At 68.7% G+C, this 23,328-nt stretch carries 26 protein-coding genes, 1 tRNA gene and 1 riboswitch; of the genes, 17 read left to right on the plus strand and 10 right to left on the minus strand.

The features are described 5' to 3' along the window. Positions 1 to 18 precede the first annotated feature (18 nt). The 3 genes from GGQ63_RS01885 to GGQ63_RS01895 all read left to right on the plus strand — a co-directional run bounded on the left by GGQ63_RS01885 (position 19) and on the right by GGQ63_RS01895 (position 3,342). Positions 19 to 1,656 carry an NAD(P)-binding domain-containing protein gene (locus GGQ63_RS01885; RefSeq protein ID WP_210308346.1) on the plus strand — a complete coding sequence of 546 codons (1,638 nt, stop codon included), beginning with the start codon at positions 19 to 21 and terminating at the stop codon, positions 1,654 to 1,656. A 61-nt stretch (positions 1,657 to 1,717) separates the two neighbouring features. Further along, complete coding sequence (locus GGQ63_RS01890; RefSeq protein WP_183851903.1) at positions 1,718 to 2,431, plus strand: SDR family NAD(P)-dependent oxidoreductase; 714 nt, start codon at positions 1,718 to 1,720, stop codon at positions 2,429 to 2,431. Between the two features lie 116 nt (positions 2,432 to 2,547). Continuing rightward, positions 2,548 to 3,342, plus strand: a complete 795-nt coding sequence (locus GGQ63_RS01895) for a GntR family transcriptional regulator (RefSeq protein WP_183851905.1) — start codon at positions 2,548 to 2,550, stop codon at positions 3,340 to 3,342. Here GGQ63_RS01895 and GGQ63_RS01900 read toward each other — a convergent pair. The 3 genes from GGQ63_RS01900 to GGQ63_RS01910 form a co-directional block, all read right to left on the minus strand. Beyond that, complete coding sequence (locus GGQ63_RS01900; protein WP_183851907.1) at positions 3,281 to 4,183, minus strand: MBL fold metallo-hydrolase; 903 nt, start codon at positions 4,181 to 4,183, stop codon at positions 3,281 to 3,283. The two genes, GGQ63_RS01895 and GGQ63_RS01900, sit on opposite strands and share 62 nt — an antisense overlap. Before the next feature lie 88 nt (positions 4,184 to 4,271). Continuing rightward, the gene (locus tag GGQ63_RS01905; RefSeq protein ID WP_246429556.1) at positions 4,272 to 5,531 is read right to left on the minus strand and encodes an iron-containing alcohol dehydrogenase; all 1,260 of its coding nucleotides are present in this window, start codon (positions 5,529 to 5,531) and stop codon (positions 4,272 to 4,274) included. Further along, a complete protein-coding gene (locus tag GGQ63_RS01910; protein ID WP_246429557.1) occupies positions 5,528 to 7,018 on the minus strand; it encodes an NAD-dependent succinate-semialdehyde dehydrogenase in 1,491 nt (496 codons plus the stop codon). The genes GGQ63_RS01905 and GGQ63_RS01910 overlap by 4 nt, the downstream gene beginning before the upstream one ends. Positions 7,019 to 7,207: 189 nt before the next feature. On the opposite strand from GGQ63_RS01910, the gene GGQ63_RS01915 reads away from it, so the two are divergent. Both GGQ63_RS01915 and GGQ63_RS01920 read left to right on the plus strand, forming a co-directional pair. Continuing rightward, on the plus strand, positions 7,208 to 7,690 hold the full coding sequence (locus tag GGQ63_RS01915) for a type II toxin-antitoxin system HicB family antitoxin (RefSeq protein WP_183851909.1): 483 nt from the start codon (positions 7,208 to 7,210) through the stop codon (positions 7,688 to 7,690). 83 nt (positions 7,691 to 7,773) lie between these two features. Then, entirely contained in the window at positions 7,774 to 8,271 is a 498-nt protein-coding gene (locus GGQ63_RS01920) for a cyclic nucleotide-binding domain-containing protein (protein ID WP_183851911.1), read from the plus strand. A gap of 25 nt (positions 8,272 to 8,296) precedes the next feature. On the opposite strand, the gene GGQ63_RS01925 is transcribed toward GGQ63_RS01920, so the two are convergent. Both GGQ63_RS01925 and GGQ63_RS01930 read right to left on the minus strand, forming a co-directional pair. Then, entirely contained in the window at positions 8,297 to 9,145 is an 849-nt protein-coding gene (locus tag GGQ63_RS01925; RefSeq protein WP_183851913.1) for a S1 family peptidase, read from the minus strand. A 44-nt stretch (positions 9,146 to 9,189) separates the two neighbouring features. Next, complete coding sequence (locus GGQ63_RS01930; protein ID WP_183851915.1) at positions 9,190 to 9,972, minus strand: ion channel; 783 nt, start codon at positions 9,970 to 9,972, stop codon at positions 9,190 to 9,192. A gap of 171 nt (positions 9,973 to 10,143) precedes the next feature. On the opposite strand from GGQ63_RS01930, the gene GGQ63_RS01935 reads away from it, so the two are divergent. The 11 genes from GGQ63_RS01935 (at position 10,144) to GGQ63_RS01985 (ending at position 18,894) form a co-directional block, all read left to right on the plus strand. Beyond that, complete coding sequence (locus tag GGQ63_RS01935; protein ID WP_183851917.1) at positions 10,144 to 10,554, plus strand: DUF3830 family protein; 411 nt, start codon at positions 10,144 to 10,146, stop codon at positions 10,552 to 10,554. Positions 10,555 to 10,677: 123 nt separating this feature from the next. Then, positions 10,678 to 10,923: a hypothetical protein gene (locus GGQ63_RS01940; protein WP_183851920.1), complete on the plus strand. Its 246-nt coding sequence runs from the start codon at positions 10,678 to 10,680 to the stop codon at positions 10,921 to 10,923. 99 nt (positions 10,924 to 11,022) lie between these two features. Then, positions 11,023 to 11,097: transfer RNA gene (locus GGQ63_RS01945), tRNA-Lys, on the plus strand. Positions 11,098 to 11,350: 253 nt separating this feature from the next. Continuing rightward, positions 11,351 to 11,740, plus strand: a complete 390-nt coding sequence (locus tag GGQ63_RS01950; RefSeq protein ID WP_183851922.1) for a DUF2946 family protein — start codon at positions 11,351 to 11,353, stop codon at positions 11,738 to 11,740. A 120-nt stretch (positions 11,741 to 11,860) separates the two neighbouring features. Further along, positions 11,861 to 12,081, plus strand: a riboswitch (cobalamin riboswitch). 36 nt (positions 12,082 to 12,117) lie between these two features. Beyond that, complete coding sequence (locus GGQ63_RS01955; protein ID WP_183851924.1) at positions 12,118 to 12,795, plus strand: energy-coupling factor ABC transporter permease; 678 nt, start codon at positions 12,118 to 12,120, stop codon at positions 12,793 to 12,795. 156 nt (positions 12,796 to 12,951) lie between these two features. Then, positions 12,952 to 13,356 carry a hypothetical protein gene (locus GGQ63_RS01960; protein WP_183851926.1) on the plus strand — a complete coding sequence of 135 codons (405 nt, stop codon included), beginning with the start codon at positions 12,952 to 12,954 and terminating at the stop codon, positions 13,354 to 13,356. Between the two features lie 62 nt (positions 13,357 to 13,418). Next, positions 13,419 to 14,807 (plus strand): PepSY-associated TM helix domain-containing protein, encoded by a 1,389-nt coding sequence (locus tag GGQ63_RS01965; protein WP_183851928.1) that lies wholly within the window; start codon positions 13,419 to 13,421, stop codon positions 14,805 to 14,807. Between the two features lie 164 nt (positions 14,808 to 14,971). Next, the gene (locus GGQ63_RS01970) at positions 14,972 to 16,201 is read left to right on the plus strand and encodes an MFS transporter (protein WP_183851930.1); all 1,230 of its coding nucleotides are present in this window, start codon (positions 14,972 to 14,974) and stop codon (positions 16,199 to 16,201) included. 144 nt (positions 16,202 to 16,345) lie between these two features. Next, on the plus strand, positions 16,346 to 17,263 hold the full coding sequence (locus GGQ63_RS01975) for a hypothetical protein (protein ID WP_183851932.1): 918 nt from the start codon (positions 16,346 to 16,348) through the stop codon (positions 17,261 to 17,263). A gap of 27 nt (positions 17,264 to 17,290) precedes the next feature. After that, positions 17,291 to 18,151: a hypothetical protein gene (locus GGQ63_RS01980; RefSeq protein ID WP_183851934.1), complete on the plus strand. Its 861-nt coding sequence runs from the start codon at positions 17,291 to 17,293 to the stop codon at positions 18,149 to 18,151. Between the two features lie 227 nt (positions 18,152 to 18,378). Beyond that, complete coding sequence (locus tag GGQ63_RS01985; protein WP_183851936.1) at positions 18,379 to 18,894, plus strand: DUF4864 domain-containing protein; 516 nt, start codon at positions 18,379 to 18,381, stop codon at positions 18,892 to 18,894. A gap of 3 nt (positions 18,895 to 18,897) precedes the next feature. On the opposite strand, the gene tgt is transcribed toward GGQ63_RS01985, so the two are convergent. The 5 genes from tgt to coaD form a co-directional block, all read right to left on the minus strand. Then, the gene (gene tgt / locus GGQ63_RS01990; protein ID WP_183851938.1) at positions 18,898 to 20,031 is read right to left on the minus strand and encodes a tRNA guanosine(34) transglycosylase Tgt; all 1,134 of its coding nucleotides are present in this window, start codon (positions 20,029 to 20,031) and stop codon (positions 18,898 to 18,900) included. Then, positions 20,028 to 21,110 carry a tRNA preQ1(34) S-adenosylmethionine ribosyltransferase-isomerase QueA gene (gene queA, locus GGQ63_RS01995; RefSeq protein WP_183851940.1) on the minus strand — a complete coding sequence of 361 codons (1,083 nt, stop codon included), beginning with the start codon at positions 21,108 to 21,110 and terminating at the stop codon, positions 20,028 to 20,030. The genes tgt and queA overlap by 4 nt, the downstream gene beginning before the upstream one ends. Positions 21,111 to 21,184: 74 nt before the next feature. Next, complete coding sequence (locus GGQ63_RS02000; RefSeq protein WP_183851943.1) at positions 21,185 to 21,658, minus strand: peptidylprolyl isomerase; 474 nt, start codon at positions 21,656 to 21,658, stop codon at positions 21,185 to 21,187. A 116-nt stretch (positions 21,659 to 21,774) separates the two neighbouring features. Beyond that, positions 21,775 to 22,311 (minus strand): peptidylprolyl isomerase, encoded by a 537-nt coding sequence (locus GGQ63_RS02005; protein ID WP_425502048.1) that lies wholly within the window; start codon positions 22,309 to 22,311, stop codon positions 21,775 to 21,777. 48 nt (positions 22,312 to 22,359) lie between these two features. Then, positions 22,360 to 22,854 (minus strand): pantetheine-phosphate adenylyltransferase, encoded by a 495-nt coding sequence (gene coaD, locus GGQ63_RS02010; RefSeq protein ID WP_183851947.1) that lies wholly within the window; start codon positions 22,852 to 22,854, stop codon positions 22,360 to 22,362. Between the two features lie 227 nt (positions 22,855 to 23,081). Between coaD and GGQ63_RS02015 the strand changes: the two genes are divergently transcribed. Beyond that, positions 23,082 to 23,306, plus strand: a complete 225-nt coding sequence (locus GGQ63_RS02015; protein WP_183851949.1) for a hypothetical protein — start codon at positions 23,082 to 23,084, stop codon at positions 23,304 to 23,306. Positions 23,307 to 23,328: the final 22 nt, after the last annotated feature.

Genomic DNA, 23,328 nt, shown 5'->3' on the forward strand with positions numbered 1-23,328 from the left:
GAGAGAGGAAACCACGCCGTGACACAGCACAATACCGCCCGGAAGCCCGTTCTGACCCTCGACGCCCTTGTGCTCGGCGCGGGCTTCTCCGGCCTCGTGATGCTGCACAAGCTGCAGAACAAGCTCGGCCTCGACGTCCGGCTGATCGACAAGGCCGACGGCGTCGGCGGCACCTGGTACTGGAACCGCTATCCCGGCGCGCGCTCCGACACCGAGAGCTGGGTCTATTGCTACAGCTTCGACCCGCAGCTCTATCGCGACTGGAAGTGGACCGAACGCTATCCGCGCCAGGCCGAGATTCTCTCCTATCTCGAGCACGTCAGCGACCGCTTCGACCTGCGCAAGAACATGATCCTGTCGACGGCGGTGACGCAGGCGCATTTCAACGAGGCGACCAATCGCTGGGATGTCGAGACCGATAAGGGCGACCGGATCAGCGCCAAGTTCCTGATCACCGGCCTCGGCCTCCTGTCGGCGCCGAACAAGCCCCCCTTCCCCGGCGAGGAGCGGTTCCAGGGCCGCGTGCTGCAGACCGCCAACTGGCCGAAGGAGCCGATCGATTTCCGCGGCAAGCGGGTCGGCGTCATCGGCAACGGCTCGACCGGCGTGCAGGTGGTATCGGAACTGGCCGGCGAGGTCGGCCACCTGACGCTCTTCCAGCGCACGCCGCAATACTCCGTGCCGGCGCAGAACCATCCGATCGATCCCGCCTTTCTCGACACGATCGCCGATCAGCTCGACGGCTATTTCGACCGGGTCCGCAAGTCGGCGACCGTTTTCGCCTTCCAGGAGGCGACGGTCGGCGCGATGGAGGTGAGCGCCGAAGAGCGCGAGCGGGTCTTCGAGAAGGCCTGGAACGACGGCGGCGGTTTCAACTTCATGTTCGGCACGTTCAACGACATCGCGACCAACCGCGAATCGAACGCCGCCGCCTGCGACTTCATCCGCCGCAAGATCGCGCAGGTCGTCACCGACCCGGCGAAGCGCGAGGCGGTGATGCCGACCGACCTCTATGCCCGCCGGCCGCTCTGCGACAACCACTATTACGAGGCGATCAACCGTCCGAACGTGTCGGTCGTCAACCTGCGCAAGAGCCCGATCGTCGAGTTCACCGAGAAGGGCCTGCGCACGGCGGAGGGCGAGGTCGAGCTCGACTACCTGATCTTCGCCACCGGCTTCGATGCTGTGACCGGTAATTTCGTCCGCATCGATTTCCAGGGCCGCAACGGCGTCAAGCTCAAGGATCACTGGGCGAACGGGCCGCGCGCTTTTCTCGGGCTGTCGGCCGCCGGCTTCCCGAACATGTTCTCGCTCTACGGACCGCCCGGCCCCTTCACCAACCAGCCGCCGGCGATCGAATGGCAGGCCGAATGGGTGTCGGAGGCGATCCGCGCGGTCAATGCGCGCGGCATCGACACCATCGAGGCGACGCCCGAGGCCGAACAGGCCTGGCTCGACGAGTGCTCTCGCATCGAGCAGATGACGCTGTTCCACAAGATCGACTGGTGGGTGTCGGGCGCCAACATCCCGGGCAAGGCGAAGGCCGTCAGCTTCTACATGGGCGGCTTCGGCGAATACATGAAGCACGCGGACAATTCGGCCCGGAACGACTATCAGGGCTACCGGCTGACCCTCGCCAAGGCCGCCGCCGCCTGACCCCTCCTCCCCCGGACCGGACGGTCCGGGGGTTCCCCTCCTGCCACCGGGACAATCCATCATGTCGCAGCCCTGCGCCGTCGTCACAGGCGGCGGACGGAATATCGGCCAGGCGATCGCGCTCCGCCTGCAGGCGGACGGCTTCCGCGTCATCGTCCTCGATGTGGTGGCGCCGGAAGCCGACAGCCTTCGGGCCGACGCGCGGCTCGTCGATCTCTCCGACGCCGCGGCGGCCGAAGCCGCCTTCACGGCGGTCGCCGACCATCATCCGGTCGCCGCGCTCGTCAACAATGTCGGCATCGTCGCGCCGGCCTCCTTCGACGATGTCCGGCTCGCGGATTTCGACCGGGTGATGCACCTCAACCTGCGCACCGCGATCATCGCCGGCAAGGCGCTCGTGCCGGCGATGCGCCGGTTCGGCAGCGGCCGGATCGTGATGAACACCAGCCGCGTCACGCTCGGCAAGGAGGCGCGCACCCTCTACAGCGCCAGCAAGGGCGCGCTCCAGTCGATGGCCCGCACCTGGGCGCTCGAGCTCGCCCGCGACCGCATCACCGTCAACTGCGTCGCGCCCGGCCCGATCGCGACGAGCGCCTTCTGGCACAACAACCCTCCGGAGAGTCCGGCGACGAAGGCGATCGTCGACGGCGTGCCGGTCGGCCGGATGGGCACGCCTGAGGACGTCGCCAACGCGGTGAGTTTCTTCTGCGATTCCCGCGCCGATTTCGTCACCGGCCAGACGCTGTTCGTCTGCGGCGGTGTTACCGTGGGTTGAGCGGCGGCGGCACGCCTTCCGCAGCGAGACGGGGTTGCCTCGCCCCCCGAAAGGGGACATCTAGTTGGCGCCGCCCTCACCCCATACTACGATATTACAGCAGCGGACACCGCCCCATGCAGAACGGCAAGATCATCGACCGCACGGCAGCGCCCCTGCGCCAGCAGGTCGTGCGCCTCATTCGCGAGGATATTCTCAATGGCGCGCTGATGCCGGGACAGCGGCTGGTCGAGAACACGCTGTGCGACGCCTATGGCGTTTCGCGCACTGTGATCCGCGAGGCGCTTCGCCAGCTGGAATCGGAGCACCTGATCAAGGTTCTGCCCAATCTCGGGCCGATGGTGACGGTGCTGACCGAGGCCGAGATCAAGTCGATCTATGTCGTGCGCGCCGCGCTCGAAGGTCTCGCCGGAGAGCTCTTCGCGCTTCATGCGAGCCCTGCGCAGTGCAAAGACCTCGTGCGGCTCGCCAACCGGCTCGACAAGGAATACCGCAAGGGCGATGTCGACAGTCGGGAGGAGATCAAGGCCGACTTCTATCGCCAGCTGACGGCCGGGGCGGGCAATGACGTGCTGACCGAGAGCCTGCGCAGCATCCATGCCCGCATCGCGGTGTTCCGGCGCTACGCCTTCGTCGACCCGGCGCGCATCGAGCCTTCGATCGCCGAACTCGAGGCGATCATCGATGCCGCCGCCGTGAAGCGCGATCCCGCGGCCGCCTGGGCGGCCTGCGAGCACCACATCATTCTCGCCGGCGATCTCGCCGTCATGGAATACAGCCGCCGCAACCGCGAGATCCTCGCCGCGGAAGAGGCCGAAGCGGCGGCCAAGGCCGCCTCGGCCGCCGACGCTAAAGGCGCGGGTTCACCGGCTCGGCGTGGAAGCGGTAGGTATCATCCGGCGCGCGCGTGATGTCGCCGAGCCCCGGATAGGGGAAGTGGTAGCCGTGGAAGCGGATGCCCTCGTCGACGACCTTGGCGAAGATCGCCGCCTTGGCGCGGGCGCCCTGCTCCGGATCGCTGTCATAGTCCATGTGGAAGAACCACTCCGGATGGAGGGGGTCGAACACCTGGTGATGGGCGACATCGCCGGTGAAGACGACCCGCTCGCCCGCGCTCTCGACGATATAGGCGCACATGCCCGCCGCATGACCGGCAACGCAGAATGTGGTGACGCCCGGAAACAACGTATCGCCCGGCCGGAACAGCCTCAGCCGGTCGCGATAGGGCGCGACGGCCGCGAGCGTGCCTTCCGTCCAGGGCGCGCGGAAATCGTCGCGGCGCAGATTGCCCTCGTCGGTCCACTCCGCCCAGTCCGCCTCGGTGCAGTAGAGATCGGCATTCGGGAAGGCGGCCGAGCCATCGGGGTTGATCAGGCCGAAGGAATGATCGGGGTGCAGATGCGTCATCAGCACCGCGTCGATCTCTTCGGGCGCGATCCCCGCCGCGGCCATGTTGTCCATCAGCCGGCCCATCGTGTCACCGAACATCGTCGACACGCGGCCCATGCCCGCATCGATCAGAAGGAGCCGGTCGCCCGTATTGACGACGACCGGGTTGAGATCCATCGGGATATGGTCGACGGGCAGCCGGTGTTCGGCCTTGAGACGGGCCATTTCGGCCGGGTCGGCGTTCGGAAAGATGCCTTCATAGCCGTGGTGGATATAGCCGTCCCACAGCACGGTGCATTCGAAATCGCCGAGCCGGAAGCGGTGCCACCCGGCGTTCTGGCGGTTCTGGCGCGGTGCGCTCACATGATCCTCCCTCAGATGTTCGTCGACGCCGCGGCCCTCCGACCGCACCGCCCTCTCTCCCGATGCCGCTCCGCCGCCTCCCGCGGCTTCAGGGAGCGGACCACCAGCTCCTGTCGCCCGCCACGCCGCGCGCGAGCAGCGCGACGACGTTCTCCTCCGTCAGCGGGGCGGGATTGTTGATGACGAGGCGCGTCGCCTGGACCGACGCCTTGCCGATCTGTGCGAAATGCTCCGGCCCGATGCCGAGCGCGGTCAGTTCGAGCGGCGCGCCGACGGCCTCGAGCAGCGCCTCGACGCGCAGGATCGCGGCGCGGGCCTGATCGATCTCGGGCCGACCGGCCTCGGCGACGCCGAGGATGCGGCCGATCGCGGCGAACTCGGCCGTCGCATAGGGCAGGTTGAAGCGCATCACATAGGGGAGCAGCGCGCCGACGCCGAAGCCGTGCGCCACATGGCCGATCGCCGCGATCGGCGACTGGATGGCATGCGCCGCGGCGGTGCCGGTGGTGTTGATCGCCATGCCGGCGCAATAGGCGGCGAACATCACGTCCGACCGGGCAGCGAGATCGGAAGGGTCGGCGACGACGCGGGCGAGCGCGCCGTTCATCAGCCGCAGGCCCTCGGCGCAGAACATGTCGGTGATCCGGTTCTTGCCGACATAGATCTCTCTGGCGAGCTGCTCCGGCGTCGGGTTCTTCGGCCGCGCGGTGAAAGCCTCGACGAGGTGCGACAGCGCATCCGCCGCCGTCGCCGCGGTGAGGCCGGGCGGACAGCTCAAGGTCAGTTCCGGATCGATGATCGCGGCGACCGGCTCGATGTTCGCGTCGGCGATCGCCATCTTCATCCCGCGCTCCTCGTCGAAGACGATGGCGAGGCTCGTCACTTCCGCACCGGTGCCGCCGGTGGTCGGCACCGTGATGACGGGAAGCGAGGCGCGCGGCACGCGGAACTCGCCGAAATAGTCGCGCACGTCGCCGCCATTGGCGAGCACCGCGCCGACCGATTTCGCGAGGTCCATCACCGAGCCGCCGCCGATCCCGACGAGGACGTCGATCCCCTTCCCGGCATGGGCGGCGACCGCTTCGACGACATTGCGACGCGGCAGCTCGGGCAGCACGCCGTCATAGACGGAGACGGTCATCCCGGCTTCCGTGAGCGCCGCGGCGATCGCTCCGAACTCCGCCGTCGTCGCCATGCGCGCATCGGTGACGAGCAGCGCGTTCTTGCCATAGCCCGCGGCGATGCGCGGCACCTGCCGCCGCTGACCGGGACCGAACAGGACGGTGCGCGGCTGGCGGACGAGGCCGAGGCCCAGCCGGTTCTCCATGCCGCTCATGATGCCGCTCATGCCGCGCCGCCGATCTCGCCGACGGTCAGCGCCATGTATTTCTGCTCGAGAAATTCGTAGATGCCGTCATGACCGGCCTCGCGGCCGATGCCTGAGGCCTTCGTCCCGCCGAACGGCGCGGCGGGGTCCGCCATGATGCCGCGGTTGATGCCGACCATGCCGAACTCCAGCCGCTCGCCGACCGCCACGGCGCGGGTGAGGTCGCGCGTGAAGACATAGGAGGCGAGGCCGTAGCGGGATTCGTTGGCGAAATCGAGCGCCTGCTCGACGCCGTCGACGGCGAAGATCGTGGCGATCGGGGCGAACAGCTCGTTGTTGCAGAGCGCCTCGTTCGGCCCGTCGAAGCGCACGACGGTCGGCTCGAAGAAGAAGCCCGGCCGCTGCACCGCGCGGCCGCCGGTCAACACCGCGCCGCCCGCCCGCTTCAGATCGTTGAGCGTATCATAGAGCCGGTCGCGCTGCTTCGCGGAGATCATCGGGCCGACATCGACGGCATCGAGCCCGTTACCGACGGTGAGCGCCTTCACCTTGCCGACGAAGCGCTCGGTGAAATCGCGCTCGACCTTCCGGTCGACGATGATGCGGTTCGCGGCGACGCAGGCCTGGCCGGCATTGCGGAACTTGCAGATGATCGCCTGATCGACCGCCAGCTCGATATCGGCATCGTCGAGCACGAGGAAGGGCCCGTCGCCGCCGAGCTCCATCGAGGCGTTGACGATGTTTTCCGCGCCGAGCGCCAGCAGCAGGCTGCCGACCCGCGTCGAGCCGGTGAAGCTCACCTTCCGCAGCCGCCCGTCGCGCAACAGATTCTGTGAGATCGCCGAGGAATCACGGGTGTGGATCAGGTTGACGACGCCCTTCGGGAACCCGGCATCCTGCAGCACCTGAACGAACAGCGCGCCGGTGAGCGGCGTCTCCTGCGCCGTCTTGGTGATCGTCGTGCAGCCTGCGGCGAGCGCCGCGCCGGCCTTGCGCACGATCATCAGGAGCGGGAAGTTCCAGGGCGTGATGAGAAGGCTCGGCCCCACCGGCTGATGCGTCACGACGACCCGGAAGCCGCCATGCGAGCTCGTCGCATAGGTGCCGTGGACATGGGCGACCTGCTCGGCGAACCAGAGCAGGAAATCCGCCGACAGCCGGAATTCGGCACGCGATTCGGTGAGCGGCTTGCCGCTCTCGAGCGTCATCGTGCGGACGATCACGTCCTCGCGCTCGAGCATCAGACGATGCGCGGCATGCATCAGACCGGCACGGGCGCGCGGCGCGAGGCGGCCCCAGGCGTCCTGCGCGCGCACCGCCGCGTCGAGGGCGAGGCGGGCATGGTCGGGCGTGCCGTTCGCGACCTCGGCGACAAGGCTCCCGTCGGCCGGATTGACGACCGAGATCAGACCGTCGCCGGGCCGCCATTCGCCGTCGATGAACAGCTCCGTCCTGACCGCCGCGAGATCCATCCCGGCGGTCTGGCGCGAACCGGCCTGCACATCCATGGTCTTCCTCCCTCGTCGATGCCCGGCAGACCCGATCATCATTTGAATAATATCGTAATACGGTGATACCGTATGAGCAAGAGGCAAACACCCGGCTTCCGCGTCCCGCAGCGCCGTGCCGTGTGCGGCGCATCCGTTGACCGTGTCGCGCGTTGGAGCAGTCGGCCAGACCGCTGGGGAACGATGCCGATGCCGCAATCCACGACGAAGACCGAGATCCCGATCGAGACCGCGCCGGCGCGGCGCAAGGATCGCGTCGCCTATGTCTCCTATCGCGCGCTCTTCACCCCGGCGCCGGAGCCGGGCTTCGTGCTCGGCTCGTTCCCCGACCTGCCCGAGGCGCTGGTCAAGGCGGCGGGCGAGGCGGAGGCGCGCGAGCAGGCGAACCTGACGCTCGCCGAGACGCTGCGCGCCCGGCTCTCGTCGCGCCAGCCGCTCTTCCCGGGCCTGCCGATCGAGGACGGTGAGCTGATCCCGGTCGACCCGGTGATCATCGCCAAGCTGGCGCTGATCGCCGCCTTCGAGCAGTCCTCGATCACGCCGAGCGAACTCGCCCGCCGGATGGGGGCCTCCGAACGCGACGCCCGCAGCGCCCTCGATCCGCTCGAGCCGACGCCGCTCACCGTGATGGGGGTCGCCATCGCCGCGATCGGCGAGGCGCTCGATCACTGATCTCTGTGACCTCGGTCGCTTGCCTCGATCCCCTCCGGCTGACGATAGTGGGGAGATCGGACCGCAACGAGCGAGGAACCGCCATGGATATCTTCCGCGCCCTCCGGGCCCTGCCGCTCTTCGAGGCCTTCGACGAAGCGGAGCTCACCACCCTCGCGGGCCTCGCCAAGGTCCGCAATTTCCCGAGCGGTGCGGTGCTGATGAGCCAGGGCGATTTCGGAACGTCGATGTTCGTCGTCACAGCCGGCAAGGCGCGCGTCACGCTGCACGCGCCGGGCGGGCCGAAGGAGATCGCCCTGCTCGGTCCGGGCGAGATGGCCGGCGAGATCTCCTTGCTGACCGGCGCAACCCGCACCGCGACGGTCACCGCGGTCGGCCGGCTCGAGGCGATCGAGATCGACAAGGCGACCTTCGGCACCATCGTCGCGATGCGCAAGCCCATCCTCGAGCGGATCGCCGCCGTGATCGAGCAGCGGCGGGCGGAGCTCGGCCGCGTCCGCCAGGATGCGCAGGCCTGGCGTACCGGCGGTTTCGGCTATCAGGAACTCGTCGCGAAAATGACGCAGCACTACGGGCGCTGAGGACCGACGTGCGGCTGCCGCGGGTTTATGGCGCGGCTGCCAGCGCCCGCCCGGCTTCAAGGATCGCCGCGTCGGTTGAGAGCGCCGTCGTCACGCTGCCGCGCCCCTCATTATAGGGTACGCCCATGAAGGCCGGGTCGCGCCACGGGCCGGTGGTGATCGTGATGCCGCGGAAAACGAGGCGTCCGCCGACGCGTGACAGGTGCATGCCGCCGGACGACGACCCGGTCGCGTCGCAATCGGTACGGTAGAAATTCGTCGCCCGGCTCGAGCGCGGCACGCGGCGCACCTTGCAGCCCTGCGCCACAGGCGTGCCGCGGTCGATCGCCTCCATGCCGGCAGGATGGGCGGTGACGACGATGAGCGAATCGCCGACGGCGACCGGCGTCGCGGTATCGACCGGGAACGGCTCGGCCCCTTCGACCGGGCCGACGAGCCGGACGATCGCATAGTCGTCGTTCGAACCGGCCTTCGGCGTCTTCGAGCCGAAGCGGGCGTTTGCCGGATCGACGGCGAGGTCGATCATCACCGAATCGGCCGCCTGGTTGCGGAAGAAGCACTTCGAGCGCGGCCGGCCCGAAGGCTCGAAGAAGATGTGTGCCGCGGTGAGCACCTGCCGGTCGGTGAGGAAGAGCGCGCCCGACCCGACCGAGGGCGACGGCGACAGGCAGCCGACATAGCCCGAGACCCGCCGGATCCGGCCGATCTCCTTGCCGCTCAGTCCGAGCGAGGGGCCGAGTTCGACGATCGAGCCGCGATCGTCGGTGCCGTCGATGATGTTGACGCGATGGAGGAGCCGCGGGTCGACGGATTCGGCCCGCAGCGCGGCGGTGAGGAGGAGCAGGAGCGAGAGCAGGAGGACGGCGTGTTTCATGCGCCGGACCATGCCACGCGCCGCGCCGGCGTCAACGCGGCGCGTCAGCTCTCGTCGTTGGGGATGGCGAGCAGCGTGCCGCACGCCTTGCAGTGCACCGCGTCGGGATCGTGCCGCAGCAGCCCGCAGGTCGGACAGGGATAGACCACCTTGTGCGGGCGGACGATCGCCTGGGCGAGCCGCACGAAGAGCGAGATGCCGGCGACCATCGTCACGATCGAGACGAGCTTGCCGAGCGCGCCGGGCAGCGTGATGTCGCCGAATCCGGTCGTGGTCAGCGTCGCGATCGTGAAATAGAGCGCGTCGACATAGCCCGTCAGCTGCGGGTGGCTGCCGAGGAAGATCGTATAGACGAAGCCGGTGACGACGAAGACGAAGGTCAGAAGCGTGGCGACGCTCTTCACGACGTCTTCCCAGCGCGTGTCGTCGAGACGGCGCCCGAGCGTGCGCCAGAAGAGGTCGCTGTGAACGAGCGACCAGAGCTTCAGAACGCGCAGGAACCCCAGATTGAAGAGCCATTGCGGCGCGAGCAGCGTCGACAGGACGAAGAGGTCGATCCACATGCTCGGCCGGCGCCACCACGGCCGCTCGGGCGAGAAGGCGAGCATCCGCGCCCCGATGTCGAGCGCCAGCAGCGCGGCGAGCGCGTAATCGACCGGCAGGAAGTACCGCGTCTCGCGGATTACCGGCGCAGCGATGAAGAAGCCGATGACGACGATGTCGATCGAGAGAACGGCGAGGCGGAAGCGGGCCGAGCGCCGCGTCTCGCCGTAATAGAGAGCCCGGAGGCGGCGGCGGAAGCGTTCGGTTCGATCGGTGGCGGGCACGGCGGTCCTGTCGGTTCGGGCGGGTCAGTCTAGGCGTCGGGTGCCGCGCCCGGAAGCGGCCCGCCGCGTGGACAGCGGCCGGCCGCCATGCCATGAAAGCGGAAAATCCACCTTCCGAACTCTCGGCATCGAGATCTCGTCGTCAAGAATCGTGTCTCTCAGGGAAATCCCATGTCCGACATCCGCGTCATCGCCGGCCCCTATACGTTCGAAGCCCGTTTCGAGGCCGATGCTCCGAAGACCGTCGCGGCGTTCAAGGCCCACATGCCCTTCGTCAGCAAGGTGGTGCACGTCCGCTGGAGCGGCGAAGGCGTCTGGATCCCGCTCGGCGAGCTCGATTTCGGCGTCGGCTACGAGAATCATACGAGCTATCCGGCGCCGGGCCAGATCATCCTCTATCCCGGCGGCATCAGCGAGACGGAGATCCTGCTCGCCTATGGCGGCGTGCATTTCGCCTCCAAGATGGGCCAGCTCGCCGGCAATCATTTCCTCACCCTCACCTCCGGCCTCGAGAACCTCACCGCGCTCGGCAAGATGACGCTTTGGGAAGGCGCCCAGCCGATCCGCTTCGAAGCGCTCTGAGCGGGCGCCCGCATCGTCCAACGGACCGCGCCGGGCGGTTTTTCGGCGCGGTCCGGCTTGATTCCGATGCCACGACGCCGTTTGGCCGTCCCCTCCTCTTGTTTCGGCCGCCGAGCCGGCCCTATGATCGTCGAGCCGGTCGGGTGCGTGGCGGCGCCCGATGGCGATAACGGATCTGCACGCGAGGAGAGAGCGATGCAGTCGAGGCACCGGGAATTGCGCAATCTGGCGGAAGAGGCACGGACCCACGGGGCGCTGGCGGCCGCCGTCAATCTCGAACGTGCGGCCGACATGCTGCTGCAGAGCGAGGGGCGCGGCGAGAGCGAACCGCGGAACTCGGACAGCGCGGAAGATGCCTCGGGCGGATAAGTTCGGCCGACGTCTTGACCCGGTCCGGCCCGGCGACTAGCTTCCGGCCGCCTCGCGAAGGACGGCCGCCGATCGGTAGCCGAGTCCGCTTCAGCGGGCGGGCGGGTAGCTCAGTGGTAGAGCAGTTGACTTTTAATCAACTGGTCGCGGGTTCGATCCCCGCCCCGCTCACCAATGATTTCAAGCACTTAGCGGACGGCCTCTGAGAACGCACCGGGAACATGAGACCCCGTGAGACCTCAAAAAAGGTCTCACGTGAGACCTTGTTGCGGATTCCCGGGCTTTTGGCTGTTGCCGGTCTGGACCGCACGGCTTGTGCGGCGCACGCGAAGCCGGGCGGCAGCGGGACCCGCCGTGCGGCCGCCTGTCCCGGTAGGCAAGTGGGCGGCGGGATGCTAGGCAGGATGGGGTCACAGGGGGGCGTCCGTTGAAGGCTTGGTGGCGGCGGGAGAGGTCCTGGGTCGCGCTCGTCGCGGCCTGTTTCCTCATTCTCCAATCGCTCACCGGCGCCTTGGCCATGGGCGGAAGGGCCGATCCGGCCGCGCTCGACGCCTTCGGCAACGTGATCTGCACCGCCCATGGCGCCGACGCCGCGCCGGCCGGTGGCGACTCCGGCGGCCCCCGCCATCTCCCCGATTGCTGCCTGTTCGGCTGCAGCCTGTTCGGCGCGGTCGTCCTGCCGGCCCCGGCCGCGGCAGGACTGATCCTCGCCCGCGAAGCCGGGCCGGCGCCCCTCCTCCCGCAGTCCGCCGTACCGCATCGGCCGGGCCGCCGCGGCGCCCCCGCCAGTCCGCGTGCACCACCCACCCTCGCCTGAGACGAGGCGCCTGCCGTAAGCGCGGCGCACCGCGATACGCCGGCCCGGCGACGCGCGACCGCGCTCGTCGTGCGGTCCCCATGCGGGCCGGCTGAGCTTGACGGGAGGCGGGCGCTGCCCCCTCCTCGCAGGGTGCATGGTGTCCTTCGCTGCGGCGACGCATCGACGGATGAAACGGGAACGGGGAAGGGCCGGCAGCGGCCCGAAGCCCCGACCGCCCCCGCGACTGTGAGCGGCGAGCGGCCTTCCGAAACGCCACTGGTTCCTCCTCGAAGGGCCGGGAAGGCGGAAGGCCGCGGTGACCCGCGAGTCAGGAGACCGGCCATGCGTAGGACGTGCAACCGAACGCCGTCGGGTGAGACGGCAAGGAGACCGACATGCATATCGAACCCGGCCTCGTTTCCGAGGCCAAGATCGGACTGAGCTACGCCACCGCCGCCGGCGCAGGGGTCTACGCCCTGAAGCTCGCCGCCGACGCGATCCGTGCGCAGGGCTTCGCGTCCCTCGCCGGACGGAGCGTTGCGACCACCGCGCTGGTGTTCTCGTTCTTCGAGGTGCTGCCGCACTATCCGGTCGGGGTTTCCGAGGTCCATCTGATCCTCGGCTCGACGCTCTTCCTCGTCTTCGGCCTCGCGCCTGCGGCGATCGGGCTCGCGCTCGGCCTGCTGATCCAGGGTCTGTTCTTCGCGCCCTTCGACCTGCCGCAATACGGCATGAACGTGACGACCCTGCTCGTGCCGCTCTTTGCGCTCACCGCCGTCGCCCGACGGATCATCGCGCCGGACACGCCCTATGTGGCGCTGCGCTACCGGCAGGCGCTCGCCCTCTCCACGACCTATCAGGCCGGCATCGTCCTCTGGGTGGCCTTCTGGGCCTTCTACGGCCACGGCTTCTCCGCCGAGAACACAGCGGCGATCGCCAGCTTCGGCGGCGCCTACATGCTGGTGATCGTGATCGAGCCGCTCGTCGATCTCGCGGTGCTCGCGGTCGCCAAGGCGCTCAACGGCCTGCGCGGCACGCCGCTGCTCGAACGGCGGCTCTACGAGGCCGCCTGAGGCTCGGGGCCGCGGCTCTTCGGTCGCGCCCCGCCGACATCGCTCCGGGAGGCCCCCCGCGCCTCCCGGAGAAGATCCAATCCCGCTCCGGAACCCCGGGAGACCCGTCATCCGCACGCGAAACGCACTCGCGCCCCGGCGCCGGACCCTGCCGCGATGAGGCATGGGCCGGCACGGACGATCCGGGACGAACTCGCCGCGCTCCGCCGTGCGGCGAGCGGCCTCGTCGCGCTCGCGCTCCTGCTGCCGGTCCTCCTCGGCGCCCTCGCCTCGCCGGACCTCATAAGCAACAGGGCGCTCGTCGCATCGCTCGCGGTGCTCTGCGGCGACGATGCCGGGCCGGGTCACGGCGGTGCGCCGATCGGGTCGTTCGGCTGCGATCTCTGCCCGGTCGCCTGCGCGGCCGGCTGTGCCGTGCCTCCGGCCGCCCCGGCGCTCGTTCGATCGGACCCGCCCGACCGGCGCGCCCGTTTCGCTCTCGCCCGCGAAGGCGACCTCGTCGCCGGCCGGAAGCCGGCCGAGGACGGCCTGCCGCGCGGTCCTCCGGTTTCGGACGCCTGAGATCCCGCCTCATCAACCGCGCCGCTCCGGCGCATCGATCTCTCACGTCCTTCGGGTTTTTCATGTCGACGATCACACAGCCGGCGGCCGATGCCGCGGCGAGCACCCGGCTCTACCGGGCGGTCTGGCGCTGGCATTTCTATGCCGGCCTCTATGTCGTGCCCTTCCTCGTCATGCTCGTCCTCACCGGACTCGTCATGATGATCTATTCCGACCGCAGCAACGAACTGGGCTGGGTGCCCGACGTCGCGGTCGGCGGTGGTCTGCGGCCGGTATCGGCGCAGGCCGATGCCGCGCTCGCCGCCGTTCCGGGGGGCAGGCTCACCACCTATGTCGCGCCGCAGCGGGCGGACCGCCCGGCCTTCTTCCAGATCGAGAGCGACCAGGGCTCGTTCGCCGTCGCGGTCGATCCCTATCGGGGCGCGGTGGTCGCCACCACCGACCTCGGCCGCACGGTCCGCGCGATCGCCGAGAAGATCCACGGGACGCTTCTGATCGGCGATGTCGGCGACCGGCTGATCGAGGTCGCGGCCTCGCTCTCGATCGTGCTGGTCGTCACCGGCCTCTATCTCTGGTGGCCGCGCGGTTCGGTCGGCGTCGCGCGGGCGCTCTTCCCCAATCTCGCCCTGAAGGGCCGGGCGTTCTGGAAGGACCTGCACAAGTCGCTCGGCGTCTGGACCGCGGCGTTCCTCTTGCTCTTCATGCTGTCCGGGCTCGCCTGGACGGGCGTCTGGGGCGACCGGTTCGCGAAGCCCTGGTCCGGCTTCCCGGCGGAGAAATGGGACAATGTCCCGCTGTCGGATGTCACCCATGCGGCGCTCGATCACGGGCTGCCCAAGGAGGAGCCCTGGGCGCTCGACGCGACGCCGATGCCGGCCTCGGGCTCGACCGCGGGGGCACCGGGTGTCGGAACCCCGGTCTCGCTCGACAGCGTCACCGCCTGGGCGGCGCGGAACGGCTTCACCGGCCAGTACAAGCTCTCCCTGCCGATGAGCGAGACGGGCGTCTACACGGTCGCCTATGACGGCCGCAATCAGGACAGCGCCCTGCCCTCCTCGGACCGTTTCGTCCATATCGACCGCTACACCGGCAACATCCTCGCCGATATCCGCTTCGCCGATTACAGCCCGCTCGGCAAGCTGATGGCCTGGGGCATCGCCCTGCACAAGGGCATGGCGGGGCCGATCAACTTCGTCTTCAACCTCGTCTATCTCGCCTTCGTGCTGCTCCTCTGCATCTCCGGTATCGCGATGTGGTGGAAGCGGCGGCCTGCGGGGGCGGTCGGCGCGCCGCGCTATGCGAAGGACTTTCGTCTGAGCGCCGGCGTCTCCACGATCGCCGTCGCGCTCGGCGTCCTCTTCCCGCTCGGCGGCCTCGCGATCCTCGCCTTCGCGGTGATCGACGCGCTGCTGCCGAAGCGCCTCAAGGAGGCCGGCTGGCGCCCCGCCTGACGGCGGATCCGGAAGATCGAGGGCGGCCCCGCCGCCCTCGATCGAGCCGTTCTCGCGCGCGCTTCGCGACAGGCGCACGCCGTCCGCGAAAATAGTCGTCGCGCCTGTCGCATGGCGGTGGTTCTCTTCGTCCTTGGCTCACACGCTTCGAGGGAGTGGGCGCGATGGAACGAAATTATGGCTGGGTGGTCGTGGCGGCGGGCGCGCTGATCACCTGCGTGGCGATGGGGGCGATGTTCGCCCTGCCCGTCTATCTGCAGCCGATCGCCGCCGAGACCGGCTGGAGCCGGGCGGGCATCTCTGCGGCGATGACGATCGGCTTCGTCTCGATGGGCGTCTGCGGCTTCGGCTGGGGCACGCTGAGCGACCGGATCGGCGCCCGGCCGGTGGTGATCGCCGCCGCGATCCTCCTCTGCGGCGGTCTGATCCTGGCGAGCTTCGCGCAGCATCTCGTCGTCTTCCAGCTCGCTTATGGCGTGCTCGTCGGCGCATCGGGCGGCGCGTTCTTCGCCCCGATCATGGCGGCGACGGTCGGCTGGTTCGACCGCCATCGCAGTCTCGCCGTCTCGCTCGTGTCGATCGGCACCGGCGTCGCGCCGATGGTGATGACGCCGTTCGCGACGGTCCTGATCGAAACACTCGGCTGGCGGACCGCGATGGCGGCAACCGCGCTCGGCGCGGTCGTGCTGCTCGTCCCGGCCGCGCTCTTCATCCGCCGTCCGCCGGAGGCCGCAGCCGCGCCGCTTCCCGCCGCCGGTGCAGCGGCGGTGCCCGCCGCGCCGCCGTCGCGGATCGGCGCCGCGCTCCGCACGCCGCAATTCGCCGTGCTCGCGCTCACCTTCTTCCTCTGTTGCGCCGCGCATTCCGGGCCGATCTTCCACACCGTCAGCTATGCCATGATCTGCGGCGCCACGCCGCTCGCGGCGGCGAGCATCTACAGCGTCGAGGGCTTCGCCGGCCTGATCGGCCGCGTCGCCTTCGGCCTGATGGGCGACCGCTTCGGCGCGCGCCGCGTGATCGTCGGCGGCCTCGTGCTGCAGGCGGTCGGCATCTACACCTATGTCCACGTCTCCGAACTCTCGGAATTCTACCTGCTCGCCGCTGTGCTCGGCATGGCCTATGGCGGCGTGATGCCGCTCTATGCGGTGCTGGCACGCGACTATTTCGACCAGCGCGTGATGGGGGCCGTGCTCGGCGCCGCGACCATGGTGTCGGCGATCGGCATGGCCTTCGGCCCGGTCGGCGGCGGCTGGCTCTACGATCATTTCGGCAGCTATTACTGGCTCTATGTCGCTTCGGCGGGCGTCGGCATCGCCGCTGCGGCGATGGCCCTCGCCTTCCCGCCCGCCCGCCGCACCGGTTCCGGTCCCGAGGGAACGCCTCAGCCGGCCTGACGACCTCCGAACACAGGGCCGCCGCCGCGCCCGATCAGGGCCGGCGGCGGCCTCTCGCGCGGCTCTTGCTGCAAAGCAGCATCTTGCCAAAGAATAGTACAGAAGGCATCAATAGAGATGAGGTGAACGGCAATGGAGTGAAAGATGAGCTTGATTGCTTACAAAAACGAAGCATTTTCCGAGGAAAATGTCTCGAGCTCGCTCGGCAAGGCACTCCAGGATCTTTTCGCTCTCACCGCCCGCAAGAGCTTCTCCGTTTCGACCGAGGACGAGGCGACCATCCTGTCCGCCCGGGCGGCAGCGAGCGCGATGGTGAGCGAGTATTTCGACCGTATGGTCGTGCAGGCGGCGGAACGGCGCCGCAACCTCGAGACCTTCGAGGGCGTCCGCTTCGTCTCGATCGGCGAGGACTGCTTCAGCCGCACGGTGCTGACCCAATGGGGCGTCAAGCCCTTTGCGAAGCTCGGCGAGAAATCCGGCCCGTTCGACCTCTCCGTCCACCCGATCACCACCACCGCCACGCTGTTCGAGACCGATTTCGCCGGCTATCTCGACCGCGCCAACCTCGTCTTCAATCCCAACTACAATTTCTGCACCAATCCGAAGCTCAAGGTCGGCTTCAACCATGAGGTCGGGCCGAGCTATGCGGAGAACGACTTCGCGCCGCTGATCGAGATTTATGAGCGCCGGCTCGCGCACTTCCGCGCCCTGATGGAGGCGGATGCGCCGACCGTGCTGGTCTGCCACGTCCAGCGCCCCTCGGCGGGAACGGGAACGCACATCGCCCGGCTCTGGCAGGCGATCCGCAGCCGCTGGAGCGTCGACAACAAGATCCTCGTCGCGATCAAGACCTGGCGCCACGGCGAGACGGCCCTTCCCTCCGCCACCGTCGACGATCCGCGCGTCGCCGTCCTCGATCTCCATTACCCCGCCGAAGACTATGTCTGGCACCTGCCGAAATACTGCTTCACGCGGGATGGCTTCGCGTTCGAGCGGCAGGTCGTCGACTTCGTCAAGCAGGCGAGCGGACGCCTCGTCGCCCGCGCGGCGCTCGCCGCCTGATCGATGGCGAGCGGACAGGGAGCGCCGATGATCACGCTCTACAGCGGCAAGGACCTCGATGTGCGCTATCTCGAGGGCTCGGACCGGCTTCTCGTCGGGTTCTCGCACGTGACGAACGAGGACGCCCCGGTCGAGGTGGCGTTCGGCGAACGCATTCTGGGCAAGCTCGGCCGTGCTTCGGGATTGTTCTTCGTCTCGCGCTGGAACCACTGGTGGCAGACGCGGGAGATGGAGCACGGCCTCGCCGCGATCGAGCGGTCGGGCGTGCTCGAGGGCCGCTCGGCGATCATGGCCTATGGCAGCAGCATGGGCGGCTATGGCGCCCTTCTCTACGGTGCCCGGCTGAAGGCGAGCTCGGTCCTGTCGATCGCGCCGCAGATCTCGATCGATCCGAAACGCTCCGGACCCGACCAGCGCTTCCGGGGACGCGGCCGGACGCTCACCTTCGTCAACGACCGGCTGATCGAGGAGGCGAGCCGCACGGCAAAGACCATCCTCGTCTACGATCCGAGGCACCGCGAGGACCGGTGGAACGCCGAGCAGATCGAGGCGGGCCTTCCCCATGCGCAGCCCATCCACCTGCCCGTCACGGGTCACCCTCCGACCATGTTCATGCTGCAGGCGGGCATGCTCGTCGATTTCGTCGCCCATGTCTTTGCGACGGGCGACGCCCCGCCGGACTGGCGTGCCCGCCGGCGGGCCGGGCGCCGCGGCAGCCGCGATTACTGGCGCTGCCTGGCGGCGAAGGCCCGCAAGCGCGGCTGGCACGCCCTCGCCGACCGGGCGGAGGAAGAACACGCCGAACTCGTCAAGCAGATGCCGCAGCCGGTCCAGCCCGCGGCCGCGCCTCCGAAGCGGGCGCTCGAAGCCGCGGTCACGATGACGTGACCGTCCGTGACGCACGGCCCGCCGGCAATCTTCGCAACGGCGCGCAAGGCCTTAGCATAGTTAACGTTTTCTGGACGAGCGCGGGCGAGGCCCGCCATCACGAATCATCGCCCCCCGCATCTGTTGAACCCTTGACAGAGGCGCCGCATCAATAGCGCCGTGAAACCCCGGTCCGGGTCGGCGGCTTGTCTCGTCACGAACGAACGTGACAGGCAGGAACCGCAACGATGTCCCGTCTCGCCCTTTCTCTCTCGGCCGCCGCCGTCTTCACCCTCGCCGCCAGCGCCACCCTCGCCGGCTTCGGCGACGAACCGTCCGCGCGGGCCGCATCGGCTCATCAGCCGGCCGCAGTGGAGGCGTCGGTGGGAGGCGCGATGCCCGCGGCGATCGCGGCGAGCACCAATCCGCGCGCCCGCTCCGCGGTGATGGCGCAGATCGAGGCGATCAAGCGCGACGACACGCCGTCGGCCTACAAGCTGACCTCGGCGGGCGTTCGCCGCGCCTTCCCGACGGGCGACGCCTTCATGACGATGATCCGGACCTATTACCCGGCGATGCACCGGCCGCGCGCCGTCGCGCTCGGCCCCTTTAGCGAGACCAAGGCCGGTCCGATCCAGATCGTCTTCATCTCGGGCACGGATGGTTCGAACTGGATCGCCTACTTCCAGCTCGAGCAGGAAAAGGACGGCGCGATGCGCATCGCCGGCTGCACCATGGTCGAAGACAAGATGCCGATGATCTGACGGCTACGCCGCGGCGGGCAGATCGCCGCGCTCCCAGCCTTCCTTGGTCGTCCGCCGGAAGTCCTCGAACCGCCGCTCGTCGATCGCTGCCCGGATGCCCGCCATCAGCGCCTGATAATAGGCGAGGTTGTTCCAGGACAGGAGCATCGCCCCGAGCATCTCGTCGGTCTTGAAGAGGTGGTGCAGATAGGCCCGCGAATAGTCGCGCGCCGCCGGGCAGTCGGACGCCTCGTCGAGCGGGCGGCTGTCTTCGGCGTGGCGCGCGTTCTTCAGATTGATCTTGCCGAAGCGGGTATAGGCGAGGCCATGCCGGCCGGCCCGGGTCGGCATCACGCAGTCGAACATATCGATGCCGCGCGCGACCGATTCGATGATGTCGTCCGGCGTGCCGACCCCCATCAGATAGCGCGGCTTGTCCGCCGGCAGCACGGGATTGGTGGTCTCGAGCATGGCGAGCATCACCGCCTGCGGCTCGCCGACCGCCAGACCGCCGACCGAATAGCCGGGAAAATCCATCGCCGCCAGCTCGCGCGCAGACTCGATCCGTAGATGCGCGACGTCGCCACCCTGCACGATGCCGAAGATCGCCCGGTCCGGACGCTCGCCGAAGGCGCGCTTCGAGCGTTCCGCCCAGCGCAGCGACAGCCGCATGGCGCGCGCCACCTCGGCCTCCTCGGCCGGCAGCCGGACACATTCGTCGAGCTGCATGATGATGTCGGAATCGAGCAGAAGCTGGATCTCGACGGACCGCTCCGGGGTCAGGACATGCCTCGAGCCGTCGACATGGCTCTGGAAGGTGACGCCCGTCTCGTCGAGTTTGCGCAGCTGCGCGAGGCTCATCACCTGGAAGCCGCCGGAATCGGTCAGGATCGGATGCGGCCAGTTGGCGAAGACGTGCAGGCCGCCGAGCCGCGCGACCCGCTCGGCGCCCGGCCGCAGCATCAGATGATAGGTGTTGCCGAGGATGATATCCGCGCCGAGGGCGCGCACCTGATCGGGATACATCGCCTTCACCGTGCCGGCCGTGCCGACCGGCATGAAGGCCGGGGTGCGGATGGCGCCGCGCGGCAGGCGGATCTCGCCGCGCCGGGCGCCGCCGTCGGTGCCGAGGAGATGGAAGGAGAAGCGATCGGTCATTCGGGCTCGGCTGGATGGAGAAGCGAGGCGTCGCCATAGGAATAGAAGCGATAGCCGGTTTCGATCGCCTGCGCATAGGCGCTGCGCATCGTCTCGAGTCCGGAAAAGGCCGAGACGAGCATGAAGAGCGTCGAGCGCGGCAGGTGGAAGTTCGTCATCAGCAGGTCGACGGCGCGGAAGCGATAGCCGGGCGTGATGAAGATGTCGGTGGCGCCACGGAAGGGCCGGATGATCCGGTCCTCACCCGCCGCGCTCTCGAGCAGCCGCAGCGAGGTCGTGCCGACGGCCACCACCCGCCCGCCGCGCGCCCGCACGGCGTTGAGCGCATCCGCCGTGGCGGCGTCGACCGTGCCGATCTCGGCGTGCATCCGGTGCGCGGCCGTGTCCTCCGCCTTCACCGGCAGGAAGGTACCCGCGCCGACATGCAGCGTCACGAAATGGCGCGACACGCCGCGCGCGTCGAGCCGGCCGAAGAGATCGTCGGTGAAATGGAGGCCCGCGGTCGGCGCGGCGACCGCGCCCTCCTCCCGGGCATAGATGGTCTGGTAGTCGCGCCGGTCCTCGCCGTCCTCCGGCCGCCGCGCCGCGATATAGGGCGGCAGCGGGATGTGGCCGACGGCGGCGATCGCGCCGTCGAGAGCGGGGCCGGCGAGATCGAAGGCGAGCAGCACATCGCCGCCCTCGCCCTTCTCGATCACCGTTGCGGCCAACCCGGTGGCGAGGCAGGCCCGGTCGGCGGCCTCTCCGAACGTGATGCGGTCGCCGGGCTCGAGCTTCTTGCCGGGCCGTGCGAAGGCGCGCCAGCGGTCGGCCGCCTCGCGCATGTGGAGCGTGACGGCGATCCTCGCCGCGGCACCGTTCCGTACGCGCTCGCCGAAAAGCTGCGCCGGGATCACCTTCGTATCGTTGAAGACGAGCGCATCGCCGGGCGCGAGAAGCTCCGGCAGGTCGCGGACGATCCGGTCTTCCGGCACGCTCCCGGGCCGCACGACGAGCAGACGCGCCGCATCACGCGGCCGCGCGGGGCGAAGCGCGATCCGGTCCTCGGGCAGGTCGAAGTCGAAAAGGTCGACGCGCATCGGTCCTCGAAGTGAAAAGGCGCGGCCGGAGCCGCGCCTCTCATAGTCGACGGCCGCTTCGGCCGCAAATCGGCTCAGGCCGCGTCGGCGGCGACCTTCATCGAGACGATGGCGTCCGGGTTCTTGACCGGCTCGCCGCGCTTGATCTTGTCGATCGCGTCCATGCCATCGACGACCTGGCCCCAGACCGTGTACTGGCCGTTGAGCCAGGGGCTGTCCTCGAAGCAGATGAAGAACTGGCTGTCGGCCGAATCCGGGTTCTGCGCGCGCGCCATCGAGGCGGTACCGCGGACATGCGGGGTGTTGGTGAACTCCGCCTTCAGCTTCTTGCCCGAGCCACCCATGCCGGTGCCGGTCGGGTCGCCCGTCTGGGCCATGAAGCCGTCGATGACGCGATGGAAGACGACGCCGTCGTAGAAGCCTTCGCGGGTGAGTTCCTTGATCCGCGCGACATGGTTGGGCGCGAGATCGGGCCGCAGCGCGATGGTGACGACGCCGTGCGCGGTCTCGAGAAGCAGCGTGTTTTCGGGATCGTTGATTTCGGCCATTGAGGGGGCCTCCTCGTGTCTCTTCGGGGGCGGCGGTCCGTCACCCGCCGGTCTTTAGGGATCGGCACGCCGATCCCGGGGGCAGCGCGCTTTTCCACGCGCCATCGCACGACGCCCTACTTGGCGTCCGCGGCGACCTGCATCCTGATGATCTTGTCGGGGTCGGCCGGCGGCTCGCCCTTGGCGATCCGGTCGACGAATTCCATGCCCGAGACGACCTCGCCCCAGACGGTATACTGGCCGTCGAGGAATCCGCCATCGGCGAACATGATGAAGAACTGCGAATTGGCCGAGTTCGGGTCCTGCGTCCGCGCCATGCCGAGCGTGCCGCGCGCGAAATGAGCGTTGGAGAACTCGGCCGGCAGGTTCGGCTCGTCCGAACCGCCCATGCCCGTGCCGGTCGGGTCGCCGGTCTGCGCCATGAAGCCGTCGATGACCCGGTGGAAGGTCAGTCCGTCATAGAAGCCGGCCCGCGTCAGCTTCTTGATCTGCGCGACGTGCTTGGGTGCGAGATCGGGCCGCAGCTGGATGACGACGCGACCGTCCTTCAGATCGAGATAGAGCGTGTTCTGCGGATCGAGCTTCTGGGCCTGCGCCGGCAGGGCGGCGGCAAGCGGCAGCGCGACGAAGAGGGCGGCGATCAGGCCGAACAGGCGGTTCAAAGCGGCGTCTCCTAACGGGCGCCCATCGGCGCGGGCGCTTCAGGAACGGAACTTTTGTGTCAGCTTTCGGGCGACGACGACCGGCACGAAGGCCGCGACGTCGCCGCCCATCTTGGCGATCTGCCGGACGAGCGTGCCCGTGACGTGGCGCACCGCGGGCGATGCGGGCAGAAAGACCGTCCGGATCTCGGGTGCCAGTTCGCCATTCATGCCGGCGAGCTGCATCTCGTAATCGAAGTCCGTCCCGTCGCGCAGGCCCCGGATCATCAGCGTCGCGCCCGCCGCGCGAGCGGCCTCGACCGCCAGCCCGTCGAAGGCGACAACCTCGACACGGCCCGCGGCCCCGTCGATCGTCGCCGCCACCGCCTCGATCAGCGCGACCCGCTCCTCGAAGGTCAGCACGGGCGTCTTGCCGGGATGGACGCCGATCGCGACGACCAGCCGGTCGGCGAGCGCGAGCGCCCGGGCGATCACATCGAGATGGCCGTTGGTCGGAGGGTCGAACGACCCCGGATAGAAGGCGATGCGCGTCATCGAAAAGGTCCCGCTCCGGTCCGTCCTATCGGGCCGCGCGCGCCGCGGCAAGCCGCCGTTCACACAAGAGTGACGCAGCGTTCGGATGGGGCTCATGGGAACCTCGCGCAAGCCTCACCATTTATCCGTCAGATGAACCGCAGATGAACGCGCCGGACCAGAAACGTTCAGACTGCACCGCGTAAGCTTGTTTCAAGTTTGATCGGAAAGGCATTCAGGAGGATCGCATGTCGATCTGGTTGCACTCCAGCATCCTCGCTGTCGCCGGCGTCGCCACCGTGGCCGTCGGAATCGCCAGCGCCGCCGTCTATTCCGATCTCGGCGGAGCGGCCAAGAAGGCCGACCGTCTTCACATCGAGCAGCAGGCCGACGATATCCGCTACGTCACGGTCGAGCACCGCCAGGAAGGCGTCTCGGTCCTGACCCGCGTGCCGGTTGCCTCGGCCGAATAATCCCCTCGTCCATCCCTCCCCC

The sequence above is a fragment of the Prosthecomicrobium pneumaticum genome (genome assembly GCF_014199915.1).
Classification (GTDB): Bacteria; Pseudomonadota; Alphaproteobacteria; order Rhizobiales; family Kaistiaceae; genus Prosthecomicrobium; species Prosthecomicrobium pneumaticum.

Excerpts from the sequence above, each read along its gene's own strand:
- GGQ63_RS01910 (WP_246429557.1), bottom strand. The coding sequence starts at position 7,018 with ATGGATGTGCAGGCCGGTTCGCGCCAGACCGCCGGGATGGATCTCGCG.
- GGQ63_RS01960 (WP_183851926.1), top strand. The coding sequence starts at position 12,952 with ATGAGGCATGGGCCGGCACGGACGATCCGGGACGAACTCGCCGCGCTC.
- coaD (WP_183851947.1), bottom strand. The coding sequence starts at position 22,854 with ATGACGCGCATCGCCTTCTATCCGGGGTCGTTCGACCCTCCGACCAAC.
- GGQ63_RS01940 (WP_183851920.1), top strand. The coding sequence starts at position 10,678 with ATGATCGTCGAGCCGGTCGGGTGCGTGGCGGCGCCCGATGGCGATAAC.
- GGQ63_RS01915 (WP_183851909.1), top strand. The coding sequence starts at position 7,208 with ATGCCGCAATCCACGACGAAGACCGAGATCCCGATCGAGACCGCGCCG.
- GGQ63_RS01970 (WP_183851930.1), top strand. The coding sequence starts at position 14,972 with ATGGAACGAAATTATGGCTGGGTGGTCGTGGCGGCGGGCGCGCTGATC.
- GGQ63_RS01980 (WP_183851934.1), top strand. The coding sequence starts at position 17,291 with ATGATCACGCTCTACAGCGGCAAGGACCTCGATGTGCGCTATCTCGAG.
- GGQ63_RS02000 (WP_183851943.1), bottom strand. The coding sequence starts at position 21,658 with ATGGCCGAAATCAACGATCCCGAAAACACGCTGCTTCTCGAGACCGCG.
- GGQ63_RS01955 (WP_183851924.1), top strand. The coding sequence starts at position 12,118 with ATGCATATCGAACCCGGCCTCGTTTCCGAGGCCAAGATCGGACTGAGC.
- GGQ63_RS01965 (WP_183851928.1), top strand. The coding sequence starts at position 13,419 with ATGTCGACGATCACACAGCCGGCGGCCGATGCCGCGGCGAGCACCCGG.
- GGQ63_RS01975 (WP_183851932.1), top strand. The coding sequence starts at position 16,346 with ATGAGCTTGATTGCTTACAAAAACGAAGCATTTTCCGAGGAAAATGTC.
- GGQ63_RS01925 (WP_183851913.1), bottom strand. The coding sequence starts at position 9,145 with ATGAAACACGCCGTCCTCCTGCTCTCGCTCCTGCTCCTCCTCACCGCC.
- queA (WP_183851940.1), bottom strand. The coding sequence starts at position 21,110 with ATGCGCGTCGACCTTTTCGACTTCGACCTGCCCGAGGACCGGATCGCG.
- GGQ63_RS01895 (WP_183851905.1), top strand. The coding sequence starts at position 2,548 with ATGCAGAACGGCAAGATCATCGACCGCACGGCAGCGCCCCTGCGCCAG.
- tgt (WP_183851938.1), bottom strand. The coding sequence starts at position 20,031 with ATGACCGATCGCTTCTCCTTCCATCTCCTCGGCACCGACGGCGGCGCC.
- GGQ63_RS01935 (WP_183851917.1), top strand. The coding sequence starts at position 10,144 with ATGTCCGACATCCGCGTCATCGCCGGCCCCTATACGTTCGAAGCCCGT.
- GGQ63_RS02015 (WP_183851949.1), top strand. The coding sequence starts at position 23,082 with ATGTCGATCTGGTTGCACTCCAGCATCCTCGCTGTCGCCGGCGTCGCC.
- GGQ63_RS01905 (WP_246429556.1), bottom strand. The coding sequence starts at position 5,531 with ATGAGCGGCATCATGAGCGGCATGGAGAACCGGCTGGGCCTCGGCCTC.
- GGQ63_RS01920 (WP_183851911.1), top strand. The coding sequence starts at position 7,774 with ATGGATATCTTCCGCGCCCTCCGGGCCCTGCCGCTCTTCGAGGCCTTC.
- GGQ63_RS01985 (WP_183851936.1), top strand. The coding sequence starts at position 18,379 with ATGTCCCGTCTCGCCCTTTCTCTCTCGGCCGCCGCCGTCTTCACCCTC.
- GGQ63_RS01890 (WP_183851903.1), top strand. The coding sequence starts at position 1,718 with ATGTCGCAGCCCTGCGCCGTCGTCACAGGCGGCGGACGGAATATCGGC.